At 70.3% G+C, this 24,683-nt stretch carries 24 protein-coding genes, 3 tRNA genes and 1 pseudogene; 13 read left to right on the forward strand and 15 right to left on the reverse strand.

The features are described 5' to 3' along the window. Nucleotides 1-38: 38 nt before the first annotated feature. Nucleotides 39-314 (reverse strand): hypothetical protein, encoded by a 276-nt coding sequence (locus ACZ56L_RS13970; RefSeq protein WP_471064068.1) that lies wholly within the window; start codon nucleotides 312-314, stop codon nucleotides 39-41. A 156-nt stretch (nucleotides 315-470) separates the two neighbouring features. Here ACZ56L_RS13970 and ACZ56L_RS13975 point away from each other — a divergent pair, with 156 nt between their 5' ends. The 6 genes from ACZ56L_RS13975 (at nucleotide 471) to ACZ56L_RS14000 (ending at nucleotide 5,064) form a co-directional block, all read left to right on the forward strand. Beyond that, nucleotides 471-980, forward strand: coding sequence for a nucleoside-diphosphate kinase (locus tag ACZ56L_RS13975; protein WP_471064070.1), 510 nt, complete (start codon nucleotides 471-473; stop codon nucleotides 978-980). A 74-nt stretch (nucleotides 981-1,054) separates the two neighbouring features. Beyond that, on the forward strand, nucleotides 1,055-1,354 hold the full coding sequence (locus tag ACZ56L_RS13980) for a hypothetical protein (protein ID WP_468961058.1): 300 nt from the start codon (nucleotides 1,055-1,057) through the stop codon (nucleotides 1,352-1,354). A 148-nt stretch (nucleotides 1,355-1,502) separates the two neighbouring features. Further along, nucleotides 1,503-2,093: a hypothetical protein gene (locus ACZ56L_RS13985; RefSeq protein WP_468961055.1), complete on the forward strand. Its 591-nt coding sequence runs from the start codon at nucleotides 1,503-1,505 to the stop codon at nucleotides 2,091-2,093. Nucleotides 2,094-2,132: 39 nt separating this feature from the next. After that, nucleotides 2,133-2,903, forward strand: coding sequence for a hypothetical protein (locus ACZ56L_RS13990; protein WP_471064073.1), 771 nt, complete (start codon nucleotides 2,133-2,135; stop codon nucleotides 2,901-2,903). After that, nucleotides 2,903-4,300 carry a hypothetical protein gene (locus tag ACZ56L_RS13995; RefSeq protein ID WP_471064075.1) on the forward strand — a complete coding sequence of 466 codons (1,398 nt, stop codon included), beginning with the start codon at nucleotides 2,903-2,905 and terminating at the stop codon, nucleotides 4,298-4,300. The genes ACZ56L_RS13990 and ACZ56L_RS13995 overlap by 1 nt, the downstream gene beginning before the upstream one ends. 20 nt (nucleotides 4,301-4,320) lie before the next feature. After that, entirely contained in the window at nucleotides 4,321-5,064 is a 744-nt protein-coding gene (locus ACZ56L_RS14000; protein WP_471064077.1) for a class I SAM-dependent methyltransferase, read from the forward strand. Between the two features lie 89 nt (nucleotides 5,065-5,153). Here ACZ56L_RS14000 and ACZ56L_RS14005 read toward each other — a convergent pair whose 3' ends face one another. From ACZ56L_RS14005 to ACZ56L_RS14020, 4 genes are all read right to left on the reverse strand, one after another. After that, entirely contained in the window at nucleotides 5,154-5,693 is a 540-nt protein-coding gene (locus ACZ56L_RS14005; protein WP_471064079.1) for a zinc finger domain-containing protein, read from the reverse strand. After that, nucleotides 5,694-6,509 (reverse strand): hypothetical protein, encoded by an 816-nt coding sequence (locus ACZ56L_RS14010; protein WP_471064081.1) that lies wholly within the window; start codon nucleotides 6,507-6,509, stop codon nucleotides 5,694-5,696. A 122-nt stretch (nucleotides 6,510-6,631) separates the two neighbouring features. Further along, entirely contained in the window at nucleotides 6,632-6,868 is a 237-nt protein-coding gene (locus ACZ56L_RS14015; protein WP_469137547.1) for a hypothetical protein, read from the reverse strand. Further along, nucleotides 6,865-7,110: a helix-turn-helix domain-containing protein gene (locus tag ACZ56L_RS14020; RefSeq protein WP_471064083.1), complete on the reverse strand. Its 246-nt coding sequence runs from the start codon at nucleotides 7,108-7,110 to the stop codon at nucleotides 6,865-6,867. Before ACZ56L_RS14020 ends, ACZ56L_RS14015 begins: the two co-directional genes overlap by 4 nt. A gap of 434 nt (nucleotides 7,111-7,544) precedes the next feature. Here ACZ56L_RS14020 and ACZ56L_RS14025 point away from each other — a divergent pair. After that, a pseudogene (locus ACZ56L_RS14025) lies at nucleotides 7,545-9,050 on the forward strand (tyrosine-type recombinase/integrase); the annotation flags it as partial. Nucleotides 9,051-9,184: 134 nt separating this feature from the next. Here the strand turns inward: ACZ56L_RS14025 and ACZ56L_RS14030 are convergent. The 3 genes from ACZ56L_RS14030 to ACZ56L_RS14040 all read right to left on the reverse strand — a co-directional run bounded on the left by ACZ56L_RS14030 (nucleotide 9,185) and on the right by ACZ56L_RS14040 (nucleotide 9,623). Further along, nucleotides 9,185-9,258, reverse strand: a tRNA-Ile gene (locus ACZ56L_RS14030). 214 nt (nucleotides 9,259-9,472) lie between these two features. Next, a tRNA-Asn gene (locus tag ACZ56L_RS14035) sits at nucleotides 9,473-9,545 on the reverse strand. Between the two features lie 5 nt (nucleotides 9,546-9,550). Continuing rightward, nucleotides 9,551-9,623, reverse strand: a tRNA-Asn gene (locus ACZ56L_RS14040). 181 nt (nucleotides 9,624-9,804) lie between these two features. On the opposite strand from ACZ56L_RS14040, the gene ACZ56L_RS14045 reads away from it, so the two are divergent. The 4 genes from ACZ56L_RS14045 to ACZ56L_RS14060 all read left to right on the forward strand — a co-directional run bounded on the left by ACZ56L_RS14045 (nucleotide 9,805) and on the right by ACZ56L_RS14060 (nucleotide 15,509). Continuing rightward, complete coding sequence (locus ACZ56L_RS14045) at nucleotides 9,805-10,116, forward strand: YtxH domain-containing protein (RefSeq protein ID WP_345226486.1); 312 nt, start codon at nucleotides 9,805-9,807, stop codon at nucleotides 10,114-10,116. A gap of 138 nt (nucleotides 10,117-10,254) precedes the next feature. Next, nucleotides 10,255-11,709 (forward strand): FGGY family carbohydrate kinase, encoded by a 1,455-nt coding sequence (locus ACZ56L_RS14050; protein WP_345223167.1) that lies wholly within the window; start codon nucleotides 10,255-10,257, stop codon nucleotides 11,707-11,709. 132 nt (nucleotides 11,710-11,841) lie between these two features. Continuing rightward, nucleotides 11,842-13,575: an ABC transporter ATP-binding protein gene (locus ACZ56L_RS14055; RefSeq protein WP_345223166.1), complete on the forward strand. Its 1,734-nt coding sequence runs from the start codon at nucleotides 11,842-11,844 to the stop codon at nucleotides 13,573-13,575. Next, nucleotides 13,572-15,509: an ABC transporter ATP-binding protein gene (locus tag ACZ56L_RS14060; protein WP_471064086.1), complete on the forward strand. Its 1,938-nt coding sequence runs from the start codon at nucleotides 13,572-13,574 to the stop codon at nucleotides 15,507-15,509. Before ACZ56L_RS14055 ends, ACZ56L_RS14060 begins: the two co-directional genes overlap by 4 nt. Before the next feature lie 156 nt (nucleotides 15,510-15,665). Here the strand turns inward: ACZ56L_RS14060 and ACZ56L_RS14065 are convergent, their stop codons facing one another. The 6 genes from ACZ56L_RS14065 to ACZ56L_RS14090 form a co-directional block, all read right to left on the reverse strand. After that, nucleotides 15,666-16,874 (reverse strand): RNA polymerase sigma factor, encoded by a 1,209-nt coding sequence (locus ACZ56L_RS14065; protein WP_468686071.1) that lies wholly within the window; start codon nucleotides 16,872-16,874, stop codon nucleotides 15,666-15,668. Nucleotides 16,875-16,983: 109 nt separating this feature from the next. Then, a complete protein-coding gene (dnaG, locus tag ACZ56L_RS14070; protein ID WP_468686074.1) occupies nucleotides 16,984-18,879 on the reverse strand; it encodes a DNA primase in 1,896 nt (631 codons plus the stop codon). A gap of 42 nt (nucleotides 18,880-18,921) precedes the next feature. Next, a complete protein-coding gene (locus ACZ56L_RS14075; protein ID WP_345223162.1) occupies nucleotides 18,922-20,202 on the reverse strand; it encodes an NAD(P)/FAD-dependent oxidoreductase in 1,281 nt (426 codons plus the stop codon). Between the two features lie 107 nt (nucleotides 20,203-20,309). Then, the gene (locus ACZ56L_RS14080) at nucleotides 20,310-21,593 is read right to left on the reverse strand and encodes a deoxyguanosinetriphosphate triphosphohydrolase (RefSeq protein WP_471064089.1); all 1,284 of its coding nucleotides are present in this window, start codon (nucleotides 21,591-21,593) and stop codon (nucleotides 20,310-20,312) included. Nucleotides 21,594-21,751: 158 nt separating this feature from the next. Then, entirely contained in the window at nucleotides 21,752-22,180 is a 429-nt protein-coding gene (locus tag ACZ56L_RS14085; RefSeq protein ID WP_345223160.1) for a GNAT family N-acetyltransferase, read from the reverse strand. Between the two features lie 48 nt (nucleotides 22,181-22,228). Further along, on the reverse strand, nucleotides 22,229-22,396 hold the full coding sequence (locus ACZ56L_RS14090) for a hydrophobic protein (protein WP_345223159.1): 168 nt from the start codon (nucleotides 22,394-22,396) through the stop codon (nucleotides 22,229-22,231). A 157-nt stretch (nucleotides 22,397-22,553) separates the two neighbouring features. On the opposite strand from ACZ56L_RS14090, the gene ACZ56L_RS14095 reads away from it, so the two are divergent. Both ACZ56L_RS14095 and ACZ56L_RS14100 read left to right on the forward strand, forming a co-directional pair. Beyond that, nucleotides 22,554-23,282 carry a SanA/YdcF family protein gene (locus ACZ56L_RS14095; protein WP_471064092.1) on the forward strand — a complete coding sequence of 243 codons (729 nt, stop codon included), beginning with the start codon at nucleotides 22,554-22,556 and terminating at the stop codon, nucleotides 23,280-23,282. Between the two features lie 81 nt (nucleotides 23,283-23,363). Then, nucleotides 23,364-24,218, forward strand: coding sequence for a glucose 1-dehydrogenase (locus ACZ56L_RS14100; RefSeq protein WP_471064093.1), 855 nt, complete (start codon nucleotides 23,364-23,366; stop codon nucleotides 24,216-24,218). Here the strand turns inward: ACZ56L_RS14100 and ACZ56L_RS14105 are convergent. Next, nucleotides 24,205-24,552, reverse strand: coding sequence for an I78 family peptidase inhibitor (locus ACZ56L_RS14105; protein WP_471064095.1), 348 nt, complete (start codon nucleotides 24,550-24,552; stop codon nucleotides 24,205-24,207). The genes ACZ56L_RS14100 and ACZ56L_RS14105 overlap by 14 nt on opposite strands. Between the last annotated feature and the right edge of the window lie 131 nt (nucleotides 24,553-24,683).

Here is a 24,683-nt window from a genome sequence, read left to right on the forward strand (position 1 = left end):
GGCACCGGCCGCCGGGGTGAGGTGCAGCCGTGGCCCTACTACTCCGAGAGGCCACCTACCAGTGCCTGGCTACGGCCGGAGGGCGGCGGGAAGGAGTGGATGGCGCCGATCGACGGCCTCAGGCCGGCCCACGGCGATCCGGCCGCGTGAAGCCTCAGCAGCTGTGGCAGCGGTTCGAGTGGGGGAGCGGGAGCTGCTTCCGCTGCGAACGGCTTGAAGTCGAGGTGACCGTCATCGGCTCCATCGTCGTGGGCGACGTCGAGGTCGAGATCCACGCGTGCAGGAAGTGTGTTTTCCGCCTGGAACAGCTGCACTGGGTCTTCGTCGGACGACAGTCTCGGCCACTTGGCCGATAACCCTTCTATCTGTCAACTAACTTGCACAGAAGGGGCTTTCGCCGCCGGTAACCTCAGGCGGACGAGGCGCTGAGCGCCCGTCATATGGCTTGCCTGAAAGCTGAAAGGGAATCGATGGCCCAGGATCAGGAAAACACCGTGGAGCGCACGCTCGTCCTCCTCAAGCCCGACGCTCTGGTCCGCGGCTTCGGCGGGAAGATCATCGCCCGCTTCGAGGACGCGGCTCTGAAGATCGTCGGCGTCAAGATGAAGCAAATGGACGCCGAGTTCACCCGGCGCCACTACTTCGACCTGGAGGAGCGGCTCGGCCCGGAGGTCTACAACCTCACCGCGACCTTCATGCAGCAGGGTCCGGTCATCGCGCTCGTCCTGGAGGGCTTCGACGCCGTCGCGACGGTCCGAAAGATCGTCGGCAGCACGTACCCAAACGACGCCCCCGCCGGAACGATCCGTGGCGACTTCTCGCACTACAGCCGCGGCGCCAGCGCCGCCTCCGGGAAGGCCGTGGCGAACCTCGTGCACGCCTCGGGCAACAAGGAGGAGGCCAACATGGAGGTGGACCTCTGGTTCGACAAGGACGAGCTCCACAACTACCGCACCCTCGCGGAGATCTTCACGTACTGAGCCCGGACCGATGTCACCTATCGGCTGTCGACGCGTTGAACACCACCAGGCACCACCGTAGGAGAGAAGACATCATGAGCAACCCGACCCGCGTCGCCTCCGTAGCCGAGCTGGAGAACGTCTTTCAGCAGGAGCTGGCCACCGACCTCTGGGCCGCGGCGGAGACCGCCTTCGCTCTCGCCACCCGCAGCCGTGACATCGGCGACTGGGCCAAGTCCCGTGAGTGGGCCAAGCAGTGCCTGACCCTGCTGGCCGGCTTCCCGGACGAGACCGAGGGCGACGTCGCCACCAAGCGGGTGTCTGTCGGCGGGGTCCCGCTGCCGAACTACCTGCACGAGGGCGTCGTACGCGACCGCTTCGGCGACCTCGACTGACGTACAACCACGGCGGCGGTGCGGCACGCGGCCGCGGACCGCACCCCGCCGTTCGCTGATCAACCACACATCGCATCCAACCGAGCCACCCCCATGCGTGGCCTGGCTCGGGCGGATCACCCATGCCCGATTCCGGAAGGGAGCCCCTGTGGCCATCGAGATCGAGATGCGCGCCCGGTTCGACAAGGACGCCTACGACCAGCTCCTCGACCGCCTCACTGCGGAGGCCGAAGACGTCGGCTGCGACGACAAGAACATCTTCTTCTACGTGCTCCCGGACCAGCTGCTGAAGGTCACCGACAACGTGGCCGCCGGCTCGGCGAAGGTCACGCTCAAGGCCAGCAAGATCGGCCAGGGCTCCGCCTTCCCCGAGACGGAGATCGCCATCGGGCGCGAGGACGTGCCTGCCGCGGTACGGATCTTCAACGCCCTCGGCTTCGAGGGCACCATGCACCAGGCGTTCAACCAGCGGCACAACTTCCGCTTCCGCGGCGTCGAGATCGCCGTGAAGTGGAGCGAGGCCTGGGGCCACCACGCCGAGTTCGAGGTGCTCCTGGACGAGTCCGCGGGGACCACGGCACAGGAGGAGGCCGCCGCCCGCATCCGCAACGTCGCCGACGAGCTCGGCATCCGCCTGATGACCGAGGAGGAGCTCGCCGACTTCACGGCCGCCTTCGAGGCCGCCGAGCAGGAGCGCAAGGAGAAGGACGCGGCCACCGTCGCCGCGCCCGCCAGCTAGGCATTCGCTGTCGTAGACCACCACGAGGAGGTGGGTCCGATGAGCACGACCTCGCCGGCCGACAGTCTGGTCGAGCTGGCTGCACGCAAGCAGCTCCCGCATCACCAGTACACCGATCCCGCCACCGTACGCTGGATCACCGCCAATCGGCCGGACTTCCCCGACGGCCCGCCTCCTCCCACCCTCCGGCCGAGCTCGCAGGAGATCGTGACCCGCGCGGCCATCCCCCGCGACTGGCTCGCCGAGCCCAAGTGCCATGACTCCCTCCACGGAGTCCGGCACGCCATGCGCACCGCCGCCCTGGCGGCGCTCCTGGCCGAGGCCACAGGGCTCAGCGGCAACGACACCGCCACCCTCATCCTGGCCGCGGCGGTCCACGACTGCCGCCGCCTCCACGACAAGGACGACCGCGGCCACGGCGCCCGGGGAGCCATCTGGCTCACGGACAACGCCGACACCGTCTGGAGTCACCTCGGACTCACCCCGACACCCAGCCGCATCGCCGCCGCCGGCACAGCCGTCCGCCTCCACGACGTGCCGTACGAGCATTTCTCCCCGGACGACCGCACCGACCACAGCCACGCCGAGACGATCAGCGACCTGCTGAAGGCCGCCGACGCTCTGGACCGCTACCGGTTGCCCAAGCTCACCTGGTGGCCTGACCCCGCCCAGATCCACTGCGAGGCATTCGACGACTTACGCGCCACAGCCTTCGAGCTCGTCATCCGCTCCGAGTCGGCGTGGCTGGCGGGGGCGAGTAGCGCGGACGCCGTGTTCACCGGGCTGGCACAACTGGAGCTGATCAGCTGATGGACTTCATCGACGCCTACGAACAGTGGGCCGACGCCCACGCGTTCTTCGACACCACGCTCATCCCGAGCCCCGCCGACGTCCAGGATTCGCTCGCGAGCCAGACCGCGGCGTGGGAGGACCGCTTGGTCGACACCCCCAACGGCCGACTGCTTCGGGACAACGCGCTCTTCCGCGCGCTGAGCGGGGACGGCAAGCTCCACCTCCTCCACGTCACGCACGCCCTGGAGCAGATCAGCGAGCACGGCACGCTCTACCCCTCCGGTGGCTGCCTGGTCGGCAGCGTCTACTGCGCGCCCCTCACAGCGACCGAGCGCGGCTTCCGCATGCACAACCTCGGCGAGTACATCCTGACCAAGGAAGCCCCTGCCTTCGCCGCCAAGGCCAACGCCAACGCCTCGGGGCGAACGCCCACGCCGCTGATCTTCGAAGTGACTCTCCCGTCGCAGGCGTACCGGGGGCTGGCCGGCGTGGACTACCTCCGCCTCGGCTCGATCCACCTCCAGATCTACATCCGCCTGGAGTACCTGCTCTCCAAGACTGAACGCCACCAGCTGCGCGAGACCATCGTCAGCCGGATCAAGAACTCCACAGCCTTCCTCGCCCTGGCGGCTGCCGTCGCCTACCAGGGCGCGGCCGTCCAGTCCGACAGGTTTCTGCGGCTGCTGGACGAGACGATCCCCCGCCTGCCGATCCTCGGCTATGTGTACTTCGAGGCTCTGGCCGAGTACCTGATGCTGCACTCCGCCATCCCTGGTACGCGTGAGCGGGCCGAGCGCGGCGAGTTCGACAACTGGCTCTACAAGGAGATGTTGTTCGCGTCCTTCCCGGATATGGCGGGCAAGTTCGACCTGGCCAAGTTCCGGCCGTCGCCCGCTGACCTGGCCGCGCTCCTCGCGCGGATCGACCCGGGCCTCGACGTGCGCCACGCCCGTAGCTACCTGACCGAGCGGATCAGCTACCTGGTCGCGGTCCGCCTCTTCACGCCCGGGCAGGTACCCGAGGCCTGGCACCGCACCCGCTGGGAGTTCGACAGCCTCTCCACCCAGCTCGGGCCACTCCTCGGCCACCTCATCCACCGGGAGCTGCGCACCTTCGGCCGGTACCCGGACTTCTACTTCTACTTCGACCAGCACAAGGCGCTACAGGCGTGGAACTACTGGAACCACATGGACATCATCACGCCCTTCAACGGGACCATTCCGAAGGGCGAGATCGGCATTAACCCCGCGTACCCGGACCTGGCGTACCGGGTCTGGCGAGCTGAGCAGGACGACAGCGGCCGCCTCCAGCCCGCCGAGGAGCTCAACCTGACCATCGCCCCGCGCCTGGTCGACATCAAGTACACGCTCATGCGCAACAACCAGTGGACCGCCTCGGCCGCTGGCACCGCCTGATGCGAGAGGACACCGCTCCGATGAACGCCCACCGCACGAACGGCACCTCCATCGACCACCTCGGCGAGCAGATCACCACGCTCCTCGCCGACCCCGCGACCACACACGGCCTGGCCCGGACGCTCCGCGCCGCGGCCAAGGAGATCGAGCTCAGCCGGTACCACAGGGTCAGCCAGAGGGCCTTCCCCAGCGGCCGGATCGACGCGGCCCCCAAGAACATCCAGGTCGGCGGCGGCGCCCACCGCATCGACGGCTTCTTCAACATCGACGCCGTACCGCCGGCCGACCTGCTGTGGGACGTCCGCGAAGGGCTGCCGCTCCAGGACAGCACGGTGGAGGTGCTGTTCTCCGAGCACTTCCTCGAGCACATCGACTACCCGATCTCCGCCAAGCAGTACGCCCGCGAGGCCCACCGCGTCCTCGCCTCCGGTGGCCGGCTCATCACCGGCGTCCCGGACGCATCGTTCGTCCTCAGCCGGTACCCCACCGGTCCCGAGCAGGCCGAGGAGATGATCGACCGCTGGTACGCCAAGCGGACCTGCCGCGAGGACATCAACACCTACCTCGACCTGATCAACTACGTCTTCCGCGACCAGGACGACGACCCCACGTACACCCCGCACCTCTGGGCCTACGACCTCGACAAGCTCTGCCAGCTGTTAATGGAGGCAGGATTCAAGACCGTCGAGCCGTGGCCGTTCGACGCCGCCATGGCCAACCCGAAGCGCGAATGGGCCAGCGTCTACGTCGTCGCGACCAGGTGACCTGCGTCTCGGCCAGTCCAGGCCACCTGGTCACCAACGGTGCGGAAACGGGCAGAGGAGAAAACGTTCCATGGCCCCAGGTGTGGGGGCTATGCGGCGAAGGTTTCCTGGCGTGCCTGGAGCGCCCGGTAGGGGGCGAGGGCGCGGCGAGCCTCGGCGGGGATCGGGCTGCCCGTGGCCGCCAGTCGTGCCGCGACTGCCGCGGCCGGTTGCCTGCCGGTCAGCTGGCGCTGCTCGACTGGCGGGGTGAGGCCGGCAGCAACGGCTTGGCGGCCGGCCCGGATCTCGGCCAAGTAGGCGACCGTGTCATCGGGGTCGGCTTCCGGGACTGGGTCGACGTGTCGCTGGAGAAGCTCGGCGCGGCGGGGGGCCCAGGACCTGAGGATGTCGGTCGGTTCAATGGACCGGTACTGCGCGGTGCGGTCGCTCCCTTGCTGCTCGTAGAAGCGGTCCACGGCGTGGGCCGCGTCCCAACGGACCGATTCCAGGACAGCAGGGACGCTGTCAAGCGCATCGCCCCACGGCCGGATGAGCTCAGCAGCCTGTTGATGCGTGGACATCAGGCGGCGCAGGCGGCTGTCGAACGTGCCGGCGTGGTTGAGCAGCGCGGCCACTTCTTGCAGATTCATTCAGACACCTCCGTCCTGGGTGAGAAGGGCCAGTCCGCCCATGAGGGCGGCGGTGTGACCGCTGGGAGTCGATCGGGGGGTGAGTGGGACGACGTTCGTGGTCAGGCTTGGAGGGAAGGTGCGCTGGTCCAGATCAGCCCATGCCTGAAGCCAGTAGCGGGCGGACTTGGGAGCGTCTCCGGGGGCAGTGCGGCGGGCGACGACCTCGACCAGGGTGTGTGTGCCGTGGTGCTTGATGAGGTCTTCGAGGTTGTGCTGCTCGCTGGGACTGAGGTTCCAGTGGATCGTCAGGCCCTCCGCTTGCATTGCGAGCGCGAGTTGGAGGACGGGTTCGCTTCGCACGGAACGGGGAGAGGTCACGCGCGGCTGCTGTTCTTTGTGTTGCTTCTGGTTACCTGCGTTCTGGGGGCCTGTGACCGGCCCCCTGGGGACCTGTGACAGGTCCCCCACCGGGCCTGTAGCCGACCCCCTCCGGGCCTCCTGCCGACCCGGGCCGGTGAGCGGCCCCTGATTCTGAGAGGCCCCCCGATTCTGGCCACGGACGTGGTCCACCGCGAGCGGCAACTGGTAGACGGTCTCGCCGCGCGGCCCCTTGTCGCCCTCCTTGATGGCGAGCTCCCCCATCTCGATCAGGTTGTCGATGGCTGCCCTCAAGCCCGAGCGGGTGGCATTCGTGCGCTGCAAGAGCATGGTCGTCCCGGCGTAAGCGGTGCACTTTGCGTCCACACACTTGTCGGCGATGGCCAACAGCACCATGCGGCCGAGGCCCCGGGATGAAGAGTGGCTCCAGACCCAGTCCATAGCGTCGAGCGTCATCGGACGCTCCGACGGCAGGAGAGGCGGCCGGGTGAGCAAGCGTGAGTACGCTTCGTCATGCAGGTCTCCTGTACGGCGGTGCGGGGCGTGATGGTCAGTCCTCCCTCGTGCCGCCGTCTGGTCTATGCAGCGGTTGCTGCGGTGGCCGTGTCCGGCTGGATGCCGAGGACTTCAAGAAGTTCGGCGGTGAGTACGCGCTGCGCCCTACCGAGACGCAGGGTGGCAACCGGTAGCTCGCCTCGCTTGGCGAGGTCGTAGGTCGTGCTGCGCTTGAGCCCGAAGGCTCGACCCGCCGTCTCGAGGTCGATCACCGGTGGTAGCGCCAGCAGTTCGTCGCGGGTGAGGGCCGAACCGCTCACCGGCTGCCCTCCACGGCGACCTGGGCCGTCAGATCGCCCAGCACCTGCGCGTACCTGAGGGCCGGCTCGCCCCGTGGCGCGCGTTTGCCCTGCTCCCACCGCCAAACCGTGGAGGGATCGACCTCGCAGAGGGCTGCGATCTCGGCTAGGGACAACCGCGCTGCCAGCCGAGTACGGCGCGCTGCACCCGATATCGCCTCTTCCCTGACACGGGAAATACTCAGAACGTCGGCATTGATCATGGCCCGAACGTAGCCCATGTTTTTCCGAATTCAAAACTCCGGTCATTGAGCAAAGGCCGCGGTGGTGGGCGAAGAATACTGTAGTGAAGCGCACGGTTCGCGAGGCCGAAAATCGGCACTCCCAGGGCACCCCCACGAGCGGCACTCCCGACCACGTACGTAGCGAGTGCGGTGCGACTTGACCTTGCCGGGTCGTTGCCTATGATCAGCCAGTGATCGCACTTCCAGCAGGTCAGAGCCATGTCTATCGACCTCAAGGCCGCCGCGGCGCGATGCACATTCCAGGTATCCACCCCTCCGATATTGAATTCAGTGAATCTCGACAGATAAGGAAAGATAGGGAAAGGTGAGGGCATTCAGGGTCAGTTAGGGGTAGCTTCGACCACACCCTTACGTCGGTCAATTTCTCAGAACAGCCAGCAAGGAGACAGTGCATGAAGGGCTCGACGTACCGTCGCTGCCATTGCAGGGATGCCGAGACGGGGAAGCCGCTCGGCAGTAAATGCCCGAAGCTGAAGCAGCGGCGGCACGGTAGCTACTCGGTGCGGCAGGAGCTGCCGCCGCACGAGGACGGCCGGCGGCGGTCGTTCAGCCGGGGTGGCTACGAGACGAAGGTCGCGGCGCAGGCCGACCTCGACCGGATACGGGCTCTGCTGGCGCTGCCGGACGCGGACGACGACGAGGAGGGGCGGCGGCACATCGCCGAGTTGCTGGAGCTCGTCGCGGACGAGAAGGGGCCGATCCCGGACCTCGAGGAGACTCGGCGGCGGTTCGTGACCGGGCAGAAGCTCACGTCCCGTCTGACAGTGGGCGACTGGCTGGACATGTGGCTGGCGGGCAAGAAGACGCGCAGGACCACGACCAGCGGGTACAGCTCCCACGTTCGTGTGCACCTCAAGCCCCGCATAGGGCAGGTACGGCTCGACCGGCTGAACGTCGGGCACCTACAGGAGATGTTCGGCGCAATCGCGGACGAGAACGAAGCGATCGCCGCCGAGAACCAGGCCCGGCGCGAGCAGGCGGCCCGGTGTGAGTGGGGGAAGGGGAGTCGGCCGCCAGCGGCGGAGCGGGCGCGGCTGGATGCGGAGAAGGCCAAGCTGGCCGCCATGCCTGCCTATCGGAAGATCACCGGGCCTGCGACCCAGCAGAGCATCCGCAGGACGCTCAGGGCCGCCCTGAACGCCGCGATCGCCCAGCAGCTGCTGACGTTCAACCCGGCCGCGCACGTCGAGCTGGCGTCCGGAAAGCGGCCCAAGGCTCAGCTGTGGACCGAGGAGCGGGTGCAGCGGTGGCGCGAGACCGGGGTGAAGCCCAGTCCTGTGATGGTGTGGACGCCGGCTCAGGTCGGGACCTTCCTCGATGCGGCGGAGGGCGACCGGCTGTATGCCTTCTTCCATCTGATCGCGTTCCGCGGGCTGCGACGCGGTGAGGGTGTCGGGCAGGAGTGGACCGACGTGGATCTGGAGGCGGGGCTGCTGACGCCGGCCAAGGAGATCGTCGTGGACAACTGGGAGGCGTACGAGTCCGCGCCGAAGACCGACGGCAGTGCGGGGATCATCGCCCTCGACAGTGGCACCGTGGAGGCGCTCAGGGCGCACCGGGCTCGGCAGAACCGGGAACGGCTGAGGTTCGGGGCGGCGTGGCGGGACACCGGGAAGGTGTTCACGCAGGAGGACGGGTCCTGGCTGCATCCGGAGACTGTGTCCGAGACCTTCCGGCGGATCCTGGCGACGACCGATCTGCCACCGATCAGTCTCCGGGACCTGCGGCACGTGGCAGCGACCCTGACGCACGCCGGCGGCGGCGACCTCCACACGATCAAGGAGACCTTGCGGCACTCCACGATCACGCTCACCTCGGACACGTACACGAGTCTGCTGCCCGAGGTGGACAGGGCCGCGGCCGAGGGAGCCGCCCGAGTCGTCCCGCGCGCTCGGCAGGCAATGGGCTCGGATACCGCCGCTCACGCATCGCTCACGCACGAGGGGGCAAACGACAAGATGCCCCGACCCGGCAAGACCGGGCGGGGCACCAAGTTGGCAGGTCAGAACGTTTCTGCTGACCAAGCCTGCGGTGGGGCGGGTGGGACTCGAACCCACGGCCGACGGATTATGAGTCCGCTGCTCTAACCGGCTGAGCTACCGCCCCCACACGGCGTGGCGCGTACACATGTACGCGCCGTCTGCCGCAGCATAGCCGGTCATACGATCTCCCGCCTCGGATGCCCGGCAACACATGACCATGAGGACTGCCCTGCCGTCCGGACGGTTCCCGAACGTGCCGCATGCCACACGAAGAGGGGCGGAGCGGCCGTCGTAGGCACGAAAAAGAGGGCCTCCGGAGAGGCCCTCTTCTCTTCCTGCTCCCCCGACTGGACTCGAACCAGTAACCCTCCGGTTAACAGCCGAATGCTCTGCCAATTGAGCTACAGGGGACCGCGCTCCCCCGACTGGACTCGAACCAGTAACCTGCCGGTTAACAGCCGGCTGCTCTGCCAATTGAGCTACAGGGGATTGCTGTGCTTGCACCGAATGCACCTCCCGCCGGTCTTCCCGGGGGCGTGCGCCCGCTGCGAGACATACATTAGCGCAAGCAGGGGGGTGCTCCGCCAATCGGTATGCCCCGGGATGATCTGCGGGCACGACGGGTAGGCGGATCACACACCGAGACCGTTGCAGGAGAAGGGTGGCAGCCATGCGCTACCGGCTCACGTTCGTCGCCGGACTGGCCCTGGGTTACGTGTTCGGGACCCGGGCCGGGCGCGAGCGGTACGAGCAGATCAGGAAGTCCGCGCGGCGGATCTCCCAGAACCCGGCCGTGCGGAACACCGCGGAGTCGGCGGCCCAGACCGGGCGCGAGTTCGCGGACAAGGCCGTGCACACCGTCACCGAGAAGATGGGCGACAGGGTGAGCGGCCGGGTCCCGGAGTCGGTCGCCCAGCGGGTGCGCTCGCTGCGGGAGCGCACCCAGGGCGGCGAGGACGACTGGGGAACCAGCAACACCTGAGCGACGTCGCGGGAGCGGGCGCGGCGGAGGTGTCGGTGCGAGCCGGCTCCCCCGTCGCGGGTCTCGCCCCCGCCCCCCTCGTCGCGGGTTTCCCGGCTGCCGCATTCCGCCTCGGCGGGGTGCGGCAGAATCATGTGCATGGGCATAGTCGCGGGGTTGGACAGTTCCTCCGGTTTCACACACGTCGTGGTCTGCGACACGGACACGGGCGCCGTACTGCGTGAGGGGTACGCCCCCCATCCGATCGAGGAGAGGGCCACCGAGGCCGATCCGCAGGTGTGGCTGCTGTCGCTGGGCGAGGCCGCCGCGGACGGGCTGCTGGACGACGTGGCCGCCATCGGGGTGTCGGCGCAGCAGCACGGTCTCGTACCGCTGGACGTGAACGGGCAGCCGGTGCGGCCCGCGCTGCTCGGCAACGACAAGCGGGCGCAGGTCGCCGCGGCGGACCTGGTGGAGGGGTACGGGGGCCGGCAGGCGTGGGCCCAGGCGGTGGGGTCGGTTCCGACGTCGCCGCAGCCGCTGGCGAAGCTGGCGTGGATGGCCCGGCACGAACCGGAGAACGCCGCCAGGACCGCCGGTGTGATGCAGCCGCACGACTGGCTGGTGTGGCAGTTGCTGGGCCGGCCGGCCCGCAGGACCACGGACCGGGGGGCCGCTTCGGGGACGGGTTACTGGTCGGCGGCCACCGGCTCGTACCGCCCCGACCTGGTCGAGCTGGCGCTCGGGCACCAGGTGGCGCTGCCGGAGGTGCTCGGGCCCAGTGAGGCGGCGGGCACGACGCCGGAGGGGCTGCTCATCTCGGCGGGCACCGGGGAGACGATGGCCGCGGCCTTCGGGCTCGGGGTGGCCGTCGGGGACGCCGTGGTCTCGCTGGGGGCCTCCGGTTCCGTGATGGCGGTGCACCACGAGGCGCTCGTCGACTCCAGCGGGACGATCACGTCCTTCGCCGACGCGACGGGCATGCACCTGCCGGTCGTGCACACCTCCAACGCGGTACGGGCGCTGCGCGGGACGGCGGAGATGCTGGGCGTGGAGGGCGGCGGGCTGGAGGAGCTGTCCGCGCTGGCGTTGAAGTCGACGCCCGGGGCGTCGGGCCTGGTGCTCCTGCCGTATCTGGAGGGCGAGCGGACGCCGTGGCTGCCGCACACGGCCGGGACCCTGTTCGGGCTGCGGCGGGAGTCGATGAAACCGGAGCACGTGGCGCGGGCCTCCTTCGAGGGGATGCTGTGCTCGCTGGCCGACGCGATGGACGTGCTGCGGGGGCGGGGCGTGCAGGTGCGGCGGGTGTTCCTGCTGGGGGCCGCGGCGGAGCTGCCCGCGGTGCAGGCGATGGCACCGATGATCTTCGGTACGCAGGTGGTGGTGCCGGCTCCGGCGCAGTACGCGGCGCTGGGCGCGGCCCGGCAGGCGGCGTGGGCGCTGGGGGTCGCGCAGGGGACGCTGTCGCCGGACGAGCCGCCGGCCTGGCGGGGTGCGGTGGCGCAGGTGCTGGAGCCGGGGGACGAGGTCGCCGTGGGCGCCGCCGTCCGCCAGCAGTTCAAGGCGGCCCGCGACCAGGTCCACCCGGGGGCCTTCGAGACCGGGGCCGAATAGCGGCAGGGGCGCGCCCCGGGCGGCGGGATGCTTGACCGGGGTTTGGGGTAAACCCGTGGGCGGGCCGGGGGCGGGTGGCGCAGGATGGGGGGCGATCCCTCCGCCCCCTCGCCGTCCGACGAAAGACCGCGCGTGCTTCTGAAGCTTCTGCGGGCCCACCTCGGCCCGTACCGGAAACCGATAGCCCTGCTGGTGCTGCTGCAGCTCTTGCAGACCAGCGCTGCCCTCTACCTCCCCACCCTCAACGCCGACATCATCGACAAGGGCGTCGTGAAGGGGGACACGGGTTACATCCTCCAGTTCGGCGCCTTCATGATCGCGGTGAGCGTCGTGCAGGTCGTCTGCAACATCGGTGCGGTCTTCTACGGGGCCCGTACCGCCGCCGCCCTCGGCCGGGACATCCGGGCCGCCGTGTTCGGGAAGGTGCAGAGCTTCTCGGCGCGGGAGGTCGGGCAGTTCGGGGCTCCGTCCCTGATCACCCGCACGACGAACGACGTCCAGCAGGTGCAGATGCTGGTCCTGATGAGCTTCACGCTGGTGGTGGCCGCCCCCATCATGTGCGTCGGCGGCATCGTCATGGCGCTCGGTCAGGACGTGCCGCTGTCGAGCGTGCTGCTCGCGGTGGTGCCGGTGCTGGGCGTCGCCGTCTCGCTGATCATCCGCAGGATGCGCCCGCTGTTCCGGTCCGTGCAGGAGAAGCTGGACACCGTGAACCGGGTGCTGCGCGAGCAGATCACCGGCAACCGCGTCATCCGGGCCTTCGTGAAGGACGACTTCGAGAAGGAGCGGTTCAAGCGGGCCAACGAGGACCTGACCGAGGTGTCGCTGGCCACCGGCAAGCTGATGGCGCTGATGTTCCCGATCGTGATGACGGTCGTGAACGTGTCGAGCGTGGCGGTGGTCTGGTTCGGTGCGCAGCGCATCGACAGCGGCGGGATGGAGATCGGCGCGCTGACCGCCTTCCTCGCCTACCTGATGCAGATCGTGATGTCCGTGATGATGGCCACCTTCATGTTCATGATGGTGCCGCGCGCGGAGGTCTGCGCCGAGCGCATCGAGGAAGTGCTGGGGACGGACAGCAGTGTGGTGCCGCCGCTCGCGCCGGTCGTGGAGCTGAGCAGGCACGGCGAACTGGAGCTGCGGGGCGTCGGGTTCAGCTATCCGGGCGCGGAGGAATCCGTACTCGAGAACATCTCCCTGCGGGCCAGGCCGGGCGAGACGACGGCGGTCATCGGCTCGACGGGCTCCGGCAAGTCGACGCTGCTGGGCCTGATCCCGCGGCTGTTCGACGCCACCGCCGGAGAGGTGCTGGTCGACGGCGTCGACGTACGCACCCTGGACCCGGTGCTGCTCGCGAAGACGGTGTCACTTGTTCCGCAGAAGCCGTACCTGTTCTCGGGGACGGTCGCGAGCAATCTGCGGTACGGAAATCCCGACGCCACGGACGAAGAACTGTGGGCGGCGCTGGAGACGGCGCAGGCCAAGGACTTCGTGCAGCGGCTGGACGACGGGTTGTACGCCCCCGTCTCGCAGGGCGGCACGAATGTGTCGGGCGGGCAGCGGCAGCGGCTTTCGATCGCCCGGACGCTCGTCCAGCGGCCGGAGATCTACCTCTTCGACGATTCCTTCTCCGCCCTGGACTACGCGACGGACGCGGCCCTGCGGGCAGCGCTGGCGCGGGAGACCGCGGAGGCGACGGTGATCATCGTGGCGCAGCGGGTGTCGACCATCCGGGACGCCGACCGGATCGTCGTGCTGGACGAGGGCCGGGTCGTGGGCGCCGGACGGCACCACGAGCTGATGGAGACCAACGAGACCTACCGGGAGATCGTGCTCTCCCAGCTGACGGAGGCCGAGGCGGCATGAGCGGGCCCGCTGGACGCATGATGGGACCCCCGGCCGAGAAGTCGATGGACTTCCGCGGGTCGGGGAAGCGGCTGTTGCGACAGTTGGCACCGGAGAAGGTCACCCTGTGGGTGCTGTTCGTGGCGCTGGTCTTCAGCGTGACGCTGTCGGTGATCGGACCGAAGATCCTCGGCTCGGCGACGGACCTGCTGTTCGCGGGAATCGTCGGCCGGACGATGGACGCGGGCCCGACCAAGGAAGAGGCCGTCGAGGGGCTGCGCGCGGCGGGTGACGGCCGGCTCGCGGACATGCTGTCGGGCGTCGACTTCACGCCGGGCCAGGGCATCGACTTCGGGGCGATCGGCACCGTGCTGCTGATCGTGCTGGCGGTGTACGTGGGCGCGGGGCTGCTGATGCTGGTCTCGACGCGGATGGTGAACCGGGCGGTCAACAGGACCGTGTACCGGATGCGTCAGGACGTCCAGGCGAAGCTGTCGCGCCTGCCGCTGTCGTACTTCGACCGCGCCAAGCGCGGTGAGGTGCTGTCGCGGACGACGAACGACATCGACAACATCGGCCAGACGATGCAGCAGACGATGGGCCAGCTCATCAACTCGGTGCTGACGGTGATCGGGGTCCTGGTCATCATGTTCTGGATCTCGCCGCTGCTGGCGCTGGTCGCGCTGATCACGGTGCCGCTGTCGGTGGTGGTGGCGGCGAAGGTCGGCAAGCGGTCGCAGCCGCAGTTCGTGCAGCAGTGGAAGACGACGGGCACGCTGAACGCGCACATCGAGGAGATGTACACCGGTCACTCGCTGGTGAAGGTCTTCGGCCGGCAGCACGAGTCGGCGGAGGGTTTCCGCGAGCAGAACGAGCAGCTCTACGAGGCGAGCTTCCGGGCGCAGTTCAACAGCGGGATCATGCAGCCGCTGATGATGTTCGTGTCGAACCTGAACTACGTGCTGGTGGCGGTGGTCGGCGGTCTGAAGGTCGCTTCGGGAACCCTGTCGATCGGTGATGTGCAGGCCTTCATCCAGTACTCGCGGCAGTTCTCGATGCCGCTGACGCAGGTGGCGTCGATGGCGAACCTGGTGCAGTCGGCGGTGGCCTCGGCGGAGCGCGTCTTCGAGCTGCTGGACGCGGAGGAGCAGGAGCCGGACGCGGTGGACGCGCCGGGGCTGCCGGTGACGGGTCCCGGCGCGTTGCGGGGCGCGGTGGAGCTGGAGAACGTCTCCTTCCGCTACGAGCCGGACAAGCCGCTGATCGAGGACCTGTCGCTGCGGGTCTCCCCCGGCCAGACGGTCGCGATCGTCGGGCCGACGGGCGCGGGCAAGACCACGCTGGTCAATCTGCTGATGCGTTTCTACGAGGTGACCGGTGGCCGGATCGCCGTCGACGGGGTGGACATCGCGAAGATGTCCCGGGAGGAGCTGAGGTCCGGGGTCGGAATGGTGCTCCAGGACACCTGGCTGTTCGGCGGGACGATCGCGGACAACATCGCGTACGGGGCGGCCGGGCCGGTGACGCGGGAGCAGGTCGAGGAGGCGGCGCGGGCGGCGCACGCGGACCGTTTCGTGCGGACGCTGCCGGACGGGTACGACACGGTGATCGACGACGAGGGGTCGGGGGTCAGCGCGGGCGAGAAGCAGCTCGTCACGATCGCGCGGGCGTTCCTGTCGGACCCGGTGATCCTGGTCCTCGACGAGGCGACGAGCTCGGTCGACACGCGGACCGAGGTGCTGATCCAGAAGGCGATGGCGCGGTTGGCGCACGGGCGGACGTCGTTCGTGATCGCGCACCGGCTGTCGACGATCCGGGACGCGGACGTGATCCTGGTGATGGAGAACGGGGCGATCGTGGAGCAGGGCAGCCATGCGGGTCTGCTGGAGGCGGGGGGTGCGTACGCGCGGCTGTACGCGGCGCAGTTCGCGAGGGCGGTGGTGGAGGTGGAGTAGGCCGCCGGTACGGGGGCGGGCCGGGGCCCGAGTGGACCGGGCGTCCGGCGCGGGCGCTGGGGCAGGGGCGGCACCCGGTGGACCGGAAGCGGGAGGGGCCGCCCCCTTGCCCGCCCTCCCCGGGGGGGGCGGCCCCGCCGCCCAAGGGGACGGGGGTCAGTCGAGGTAGCCGCGGAGTTGGTCGGCGAAGGCGTGGTCGCGGAGTTTGTTCAGGGTCTTGGACTCGATCTGGCGGATGCGTTCGCGGGTGACGCCGAAGATCCGGCCGATTTCTTCGAGCGTGCGGGGACGCCCGTCCGCGAGGCCGTAGCGGAGCTGGACCACCTTGCGCTCGCGTTCGCCGAGCGTGGAGAGGACGGCTTCCAGGTGCTCGCGCAGGAGGAGGAAGGCAGCGGACTCGACGGGGGACGCCGCGTCGCCGTCCTCGATCAGGTCGCCGAGGGCGACGTCGTCCTCCTCGCCGACCGGCGCGTGCAGGGAGACCGGCTCCTGGGCCAGGCGCAGCACCTCCCCCACCCGCTCCGGCGTCAGGTCGAGCTGGGCGGCGACCTCCTCGGCGGTGGGCTCGTACCCCCGCTCCTGGAGCAGGCGGCGCTGGACGCGCACGACGCGGTTGATGAGTTCGACGACGTGGACGGGGACCCGTATCGTCCGCGCCTGGTCGGCCAGGGCCCGGGACATGGCCTGGCGGATCCACCAGGTGGCGTACGTCGAGAACTTGTAGCCGCGTGCGTAGTCGAACTTCTCGACGGCCCGGATCAGGCCCAGGTTCCCCTCCTGGACCAGGTCGAGCATGGTCAGGCCGCGGCCGACGTAGCGTTTCGCCACCGAGACGACCAGGCGGAGGTTGGCCTCGATGAGGCGGCGCTTCGCCATCCGGCCCCGTACCACCAAGGTGTCCAGGTCCAGGGTGAGTTGGAAGTCCAGGTCGGTCGATCCGGCGAGCTTCTCCTCGGCGAACAGGCCCGCTTCCACGCTCCGGGCGAGTTCGACCTCGTCGGCCGCGGTGAGGAGGGGGATGCGGCCGATCTCGCGCAGGTACTGGCGGAAGAGGTCGGAGGAGGGGCCGGACGTGTCGGCGCGGGCGGGACGTTCGGGCACGTCGGGCCGTTCGAGGTCGGCCGGTTCCTCCGGTTCGCGCTCCGTGGGCGCGGCCCCGGCGGGCTCCGGGACCTCGGCGGTTTCCCCGGGCGTCCGCAAGGGGCGTTCGGCGCGGCTCTGCGCGGGTACGGCCGCGACCAGATCGGCCAGGGTCTGGGTCTGCACGGGGGCGACCTCCAGGGTGAACGCTGCCGGGGCGGAGCCGGGGGCACGGGCCACGCACGGGTACGGCCCCTCGTACGGCCGACGACTGCGGCCGCCCATCACGGGCCACAAGCACCGCACTCAGTGTGGGGTGCGACACACGGCCGCCGCGAGGGGCGTGCGGTGACTTTTTGAGTCCGGTCCGTGACCGAGTGGTGACCCGGGGGAGCTAGAGGGCTGCCGCGCCGTGGTTGCGCAGGGACTGGGCGTACTGCTGGAGGACCCACAGCTCGTTCTGCACGGCGGTGGGGTCGCCGTGGTGGCCGAGGCGGGCCAGCGAGCCCTGGACCTCCAGGATGCGGCGGTCGACGGCGCGCAGCCGGACCTGGACGAGCTGGACGCCCGCGTAGACCTCGTCGACGGTCTTGGCGTGCAGGGCCTCCACCGCGAGCTCGGTCACCATGGCCCTGACCTGGTCGTCGACGGCGCACTCGCGGACCCGGGCGAGGTAGTCGGCGGGGGCCTGCGCGCCGAGTTCAACGCCGCCCGCCTCCTCGATGGTCTGCCGGACGGCCGCGTACGGCGGGGCGGTGAACTCGTCGGCGCCGTACGCGTCGAAGGCCGGGGAGACCAGGTCGGGGCGCTGGAGGGCGAGCTTGAGGAGTTCGCGCTCGGTGCGGTGGACGGGGCTGCGCAGGTTGAGCGCGGGGCCGCGCACGGCGGGGGCGGCGGGCCCGGCGTCGTAGGCCTGCTGTCGTTGCCGGGGGTCCGCGGAGGGACCGCGGCCGCCGCGGTCCTTGGCCCAGCGGGCGAGCTGGGCGATGCGCTTGACGACGAACTGGGTGTCGAGGATGCCGAGCATGCCCGCGAGCTGGACGGCGACCTCGTGCTGGGAGGCGCTGTTCTTGATGCGGGCGACGACGGGGCCGGCCTCGTCGAGGGCGGCGGCGCGGCCCGCCGGGGTCTCCAGGTCGTAGCGGGCGATGATCTGCCGCAGCGCGAACTCGAAGAGCGGGGTGCGCGGCTGGGTGAGGTCGGCGACGGCCTCGTCGCCCTTGGCCAGGCGCAGGTCGCAGGGGTCCATGCCGTCGGGGGCGATCGCGATGTACGTCTCGGCGGCGAACTTCTGGTCGTCCTCGAAGGCACGCAGGGCGGCCTTCTGACCCGCCGCGTCGCCGTCGAAGGTGAAGATGACGCGGGCCGATCCGTTGTCCATCAGCAGTCGGCGCAGGATCTTGATGTGGTCGCCGCCGAAGGCCGTGCCGCAGGTCGCGATGGCGGTGGTGACGCCGGCCAGGTGGCAGGCCATGACGTCGGTGTAGCCCTCGACGACGACGGCGCGGCTGGACTTGGCGATGTCCTTCTTGGCCAGGTCGATGCCGTACAGGACCTGGGACTTCTTGTAGATCGGGGTCTCGGGGGTGTTGAGGTACTTGGGCCCGTTGTCGTCGTCGCGGAGCTTGCGCGCGCCGAAGCCGACGACCTCGCCGCCGATGTCGCGGATCGGCCACATCAGGCGGCCCCGGAAGCGGTCGATGGGGCTGCGGCGGGACTCCTGGGCGAGTCCGGACAGCAGCAGCTCCTTGTCGGTGAAGCCCTTGCCGCGCAGGTAACGCGTGAGGTGGTCCCAGCCGGCCGGGCTGTAGCCGACGCCGAAGTGGGCGGCGGCGGCCTGGTCGAAGCCGCGTTCGGCGAGGAACGCGCGGCCGATCTCCGCTTCCGGGCTCTCCAACTGCTGGAGGTAGAACTCGGCGGCGGCCTTGTGGGCCTCGACCAGGCGGGTGCGTTCGCCGCGCTGGGTGGAGGGGTTGTAGCCGCCCTCCTCGTACCGCAGGGTGATGCCCGCCTGCGCGGCGAGGCGCTCGACCGTCTCCGCGAAGGTGAGGTGGTCGATCTTCATCACGAAGGCGATCGTGTCGCCGCCTTCCTGGCAGCCGAAGCAGTGGAAGAGACCCTTGCTGGGGCTGACCTGGAAGGACGGGGACTTCTCGTCGTGGAAGGGGCAGAGGCCCTTGAGGTTGCCGCCGCCCGCGTTGCGGAGCGAAAGGTATTCGGACACGACGGCGTCGATCGGGAGCGCCTCCCGGACCGCCTTCACGTCGTCGTCGTTGATCCTGCCTGCCACGCGTGAAGTGTACGGGGCCGGTCGGACAGTCTGCGGCGGCGGCTACGCGATCAAGGAGTCCAGCGGTACGGACGGATCGGCGAGGGCGTGCTGGTCGACCTCCGCACCGCTCCGGATCAGGCGCTGGATCGACTCGGTGACGTCCCACACGTTGACGTTCATGCCCGCGAGGACGCGGTGGTCCTTCAGCCAGAAGGCGATGAACTGGCGCTTTCCGGCGTCGCCGCGCACGACGACCTGGTCGTACGTTCCCGGGGGCGCCCAGCCGGAGTATTCGAGGCCGAGGTCGTACTGGTCGGAGAAGAAGTAGGGCACGCGGTCGTACGCGGTGCCCCGGCCCAGCATGGCGCGGGCGGCGGCGGGGCCGCCGTTGAGGGCGTTCGCCCAGTGCTCGACGCGCAGGCGCCGGCCGTGCAGGGGGGTGCCGGGGAGGTGCAGGGGGACGGCGGCGACGTCGCCGGCGGCGTAGACGTCGGGGTCGTTGGTGCGGTGGTGCTCGTCGACGGCGATGCCGCCGCCGTGGGCGCGGTCGACGAGGGCGAGCCCGGAGGCCTCGGCGAGGGCGGTGCGGGGGGCGGCGCCGATGGCGGCGAGGACGTCGTGGGCGGGGTGCTCCTCGCCGTCGTCGGTGCGGGCCGCGAGGACCAGGCCGTCCTGGCCGACGATCTCGGTGAGGCGGGCCCCGAAGTGGAAGCGGACGCCGTGCTCGGCGTGCAGGTCGGTGAAGAGCTGGCCGAGTTCGGGGCCGAGGACGGAGTGCAGGGGGGTGGGCTCGGCCTCGACGACCGTGACCTCCGCGCCGAAGCCCCGGGCGGCGGCGGCGATCTCCAGCCCGATCCAGCCCGCTCCGGCGATGACGAGATGGCCGTTGTCCCGGCCGAGGGTGGCCAGGACCCCGCGCAGGCGCTCGGCGTGGGAGAGACGGCGCAGGTGGTGGACGCCGGTGAGGTCGGTGCCGGGGATGTCGAGGCGGCGGGGCTCGGAGCCGGTGGCGAGGAGGAGTTTGTCGTACCGGATCAGGGTGCTGTCGTCGCCGAGGCGGACGGTCTTCGCCTCGCGGTCGAGGTGGACGACGCTCTGGCCGAGGTGCAGCTCGATGTCGTGGGCGGCGTACCAGGCGGCGTCGTGGACGAAGACGCCGTCGCGGTCGCTCTTGCCGGTGAGGAGGCCCTTGGAGAGGGGCGGGCGTTCGTAGGGGTGGTCGCGTTCGTCGCCGATCAGGATCACCCGGCCGGTGAAGCCCTCGGTGCGCAGGGTCTCGGCGGCTTTGGCGCCGGCGAGACCGCCGCCGACGATGAGATAGGTCTGATCTGCGTCGACCACTTGGTGCCTCCATCAATGTGCGCGTGGCTCTTGAGCGTCCCGCACGGAGGGGTGCGGGGGAAGGGGGGTGGGGTGCGGGGGCGGGGCGTGCCGGGGGGAGTGCCCGCTCACCGGTTCGAGGTGAGGCGGGCGTGCAGGGAGCGGGCGGAGGAGTCCGTGAGGGAGGAGATCTGGTCGACCAGGACGCGCTGGCGGGCGCGGTCGTCCTCGGCGGCGTCGTACAGCGCGCGGAACTGGGGGTCCAGGCCCTCGGCGGGCGCGCGCAGGGTCAGGGCCTCGGCGAGCTCCGCGATGACGATGCGCTGGTCGGCGCGGAGCCGTTCCTGCTCGTCGCGCTGCATGACGTACCGGTCGGCGACCGCCTTGAGGACCGCGCACTCGTTGCGGGTGGCGCGCGGTACGACCAGTTCCGCGCCGTACCGGGTGAGGCGGCCGGGTCCGTACGCCGTGCGGGTCGCGCCCTCCGCCGACAGGCAGAAGCGGCCGATGAGCTGGCTCGTGGCGTCCTTCAGCCGGGCCTGGGCCAGGGCCGAGCCGTCGTAGCCGTGCGGCCACCACTCCTGCTCCATGAGCCGGTCGAGCGCCTCGGCCAGTTCGGCGGGGTCGGTGTCGGCGGGGACGTAACGGCCCCGCGCCACCCGGAAGATCTCGTTCCGTTCGGGTTCGGCGTCAAGCAGGCCGGGGTCGACGTGGCCCGCGTGCAGGCCGTCCTCGAAGTCGTGCACCGAGTACGCGACGTCGTCGGACCAGTCCATGACCTGCGCCTCGAAACACGTGCGGTGCCCGGGCGCTCCCTCCCGGACCCACTGGAAGACGGGGAGGTCGTCCTCGTACACCCCGAACTTGACCGAGGCGGGGTCGGTGGGGTGGCTCCCCCGCGTCCAGGGGTACTTGGTGGCGGCGTCCAGCGCGGCCCGGGTGAGGTTGAGCCCGACGCTCACCAGCTCCCCGCTCTGCGGCGAGCGCACGAACCGCTTGGGCTCGATGCGGGTGAGCAGGCGCAGCGACTGGGCGTTGCCCTCGAAGCCGCCGCAGTCCTTGGCGAAGTCGTTGAGGGCCTGTTCGCCGTTGTGGCCGAAGGGCGGGTGGCCCATGTCATGGGAGAGGCAGGCCGCTTCGACGAGGTCGGGGTCGCAGCCGAGGGCGGCGCCCAGCTCCCGGCCGACCTGGGCGCACTCCAGGGAGTGGGTGAGCCGGGTGCGGGGGCTGGAGTCCCACACCTGGCTGCGGGAACCGGGGGTGACGACCTGGGTCTTGCCCGCGAGACGGCGCAGTGCCGAGGAGTGCAGCACACGGGCGCGGTCGCGCTGGAACGCGGTTCTGCCGGGCCGTTTGTCGGGCTCGGCGTCCCAGCGCTGCGTCGCGGCCGAGTCGTATGCGGTGCTTTCCATACCGATGACCGTAACCGCACGCACCGACAGTCAATCCCCCGCCGCCCCGCGACCTGGTCCGGCGGGCGGACCGGGGCGGTCCCCGAAAGCCCTTAAGCCGCTCCAGGAGGTCTGGCGCCGCTCGAAGAAGTCTGGTGCCGCTCGAGGAAGCAGACGCCCTACAGCTCCTTGAAGAAGTACACGTCCTCGTGCCCGCCCGGAACGCCCGGCAGGCGGGCGGCCTCCTCGTACCCGAGCCGCCGGTAGAAGCCGGGGGCCTGGAAGGTGTACGTCGAGACGCCCGCCCGGTCGCAGCCGCGCCGCCGCATCTCCTCCTCGGCGGCCCGCATGAGCCGGGCGCCCCAGCCCTCGCGCCGGGCGCTGTCGCGGACCCAGAGCAGGTGGACGAAGCCGAGGCCGCCCCAGGTGAAACCGGTGAGGCCGCCGATGAGTTCGTCCGAGGCGTCGGTGACGCGCACGGACAGTTCCTCCACCGGCGCGCCCGACGCCTCGCTGTTGAAGGCGGTGAGTTCCGCGTCCAGCCGGTCGGCGAGGTCGTGGTCCTCGCCGCCGACCCGCAGTACGGCCCTGCTGTCGTCAAAGGTCATGCGCGCAGTATCGGACCCCGCGCGCGATCCCTCATCCGGATATCCGGACTACCAGCGGTACCAGCGGCCGCGACGTCCGCCGCTGCCGGAGCGGGCGACGAACCCGAGCAGCCACAGCACCAGGACCGCGATGGCGATCCAGAAGAAGAGCTTGGCCACGAAACCGAGGCCGAACAGGAGCAGGACGAGCAGAAGTACCAGAAGCAGGGGAACCATGACTATCAACCTCCGCACGGACGCCTGCCCCGGGCCGCCCGCCCCATGCGCCGAGCAATCGAACAGCGTGCCGCCCCGCCCTACGCCACCGACGGCCGGGCCGGGCCGGGCCGCCCGACGGGAACTCCGCCGCCCGTCCACACGTCAGAAGGGGCAGATGAAGACAGTGCGGTACGGGGGGAAGACCATGCGGTGGAGAAGCGTCGGCGGTTCGTGGCCCCGGCTGCCGCGCGGGCGCCGGGGCAGACGGCGGCTCGTACAGGCGGTGATGGCGGGGTGCGTGCTGGCCCTGATGCCCTCCACCTGGACGTACGCCTCGACCGCCGACCGCGTCGGCGAGGTGGCGGACGCGCCCGCGCGCGAGGTGGCGATGGTGTTCGGGGCGGGCCTGTGGCGGGGCGAGCCGACCCCGTACCTGGCCCGTCGGCTGGACGCAGCGGTGGAGCTGTACCGGACGGGCAGGGTGAAGGTCGTCCTGGTCACGGGCGACAACAGCCGTGCGGAGTACGACGAACCGGACGCGATGCGCGGCTATCTGGTGCGCCACGGCGTCCCGGACGAGCACGTCGTCAGCGACTTCGCCGGCTTCGACACCTGGGACTCGTGCGTGCGGGCCAGGAAGATCTTCGGGGTCGACCGGGCGGTCCTGATCAGCCAGGGATTCCACATACGGCGCGCCGTCGCCCTGTGCGAGGCGGCCGGGGTGGACGGCTTCGGGGTCGGCGTCGACGACGCGCACGACGCGACCTGGTACTACGGCGGCGCCCGCGAGGTGTTCGCGGCGGGCAAGGCGCTGCTGGACGCGACGCTGCGGCCGGACCCGCGCTTTCTCGGTGAGCGGGAAAAGGGGGTCACCGAGGCGTTGGCAGGGGCCGCGGGGCGCTGACACACTGACCGCCGTCCGAGACGACTGTGCCGGACAGGCATACGTCGGTGCTGTGTGATCAGACGGAGGCGGTGGGTCCACGTGACCGGTGCGGGCGGGCAGTTGGACGGGAAGGTCGTCCTGGTCACCGGAGGTGCCCGGGGTCTGGGCGCGGCGACCGCGCGGGCGGTGGCGACGGGCGGCGGCCGGGCGGTCGTCACGGACGTCCTCGTGGCCGAGGGCACGGCGCTCGTCGAGGAGCTGAACGGGGAGTACGGCGACGGCGCGGCCCGCTTCCACCGGCACGACGTGACGAGCGAGCCGGGCTGGGAGGCGGCGGTCGCCTTCGCGGTGCGGGAGTTCGGCCGGCTGGACGGGCTGGTCAACAACGCCGGAATATCGGGCGGGGAGTTGCTCGCCGAGGCGGACGTGGCCCGCTTCCGCGAGATCGTCGAGGTCAACCTGGTGGGCGTCTTCATCGGCGTGAAGACGGTGGTGCCGGCCCTGCGGGAGGCGGGCGGCGGCTCGATCGTGAACATCTCGTCGGCGGCCGGCCTGACCGGGATGGCCCGCACGGCGGGCTACGGGGCGTCCAAGTGGGGCGTCCGGGGCCTGTCGAAGATCGGCGCGGTCGAACTGGCGGAGGCGGGCATCCGGGTCAACTCGGTGCACCCGGGGATGACGTACACCGACATGACGGCGCACGTGGGCATCGAGGTCGGTGCGGGCAAGTACCCCGGCACGCCCCTGGGGCGGGTGGGGGTGCCCCAGGAGATCGCCTCGGCGGTGGCGTTCCTGCTGTCGGACGCGGCGGCGTACGTGACGGGGGCGGAGCTGGCGGTGGACGGAGGCTGGACGGCGGGACTGGTGCCGCAGCGGCCGGCGGGACGCCAGGGCCCGGTGGGCAGGGGCCGGTCGACCCGGAGCGACACGGGGAATCCGGTCAGCCGACGGTGACGCGGGTGATGCGGTCGGCGTCGTCGACGTGGACGTTGAGGCGGTCCGGCCGGTACTCCTGCGTCAGGAAGGTCCCCGGCTTGACGATCCGGTACGGCTGCGGGATGTCCCGCTCGTGGACGAGGCGGTCGGCGGGCACCCCGGCGGGGTCGGTGTCCCCGTCGCGCACCAGCGTCTTGCCGATCCACCGGTCGTAGTCGGGGGCGACGGCCACGGCCGGCTGGGCGGGGCCGCACGCGCAGGAACCGGCGGCGTGGGACTCGCCGGCGGGGGCGAAGAAGGTCGCCGCGAGGGCTGCTGCCGTGACGAGGGTCTTGAGGTGGGAGCTGTGCATGGGGGGCACATTGCTACTGGCCGCACCCAACTTCCAAACCCGCAACACCCGTTCGGGTGTATCGCGTGTCGCCCCGGGCGGGGACCCCGGAAGCGGCGCGGCGAGCGCCGCACGCGGGCACGGGCGGCGGC

The sequence above is a fragment of the Streptomyces sp. NPDC039736 genome (assembly GCF_055596485.1).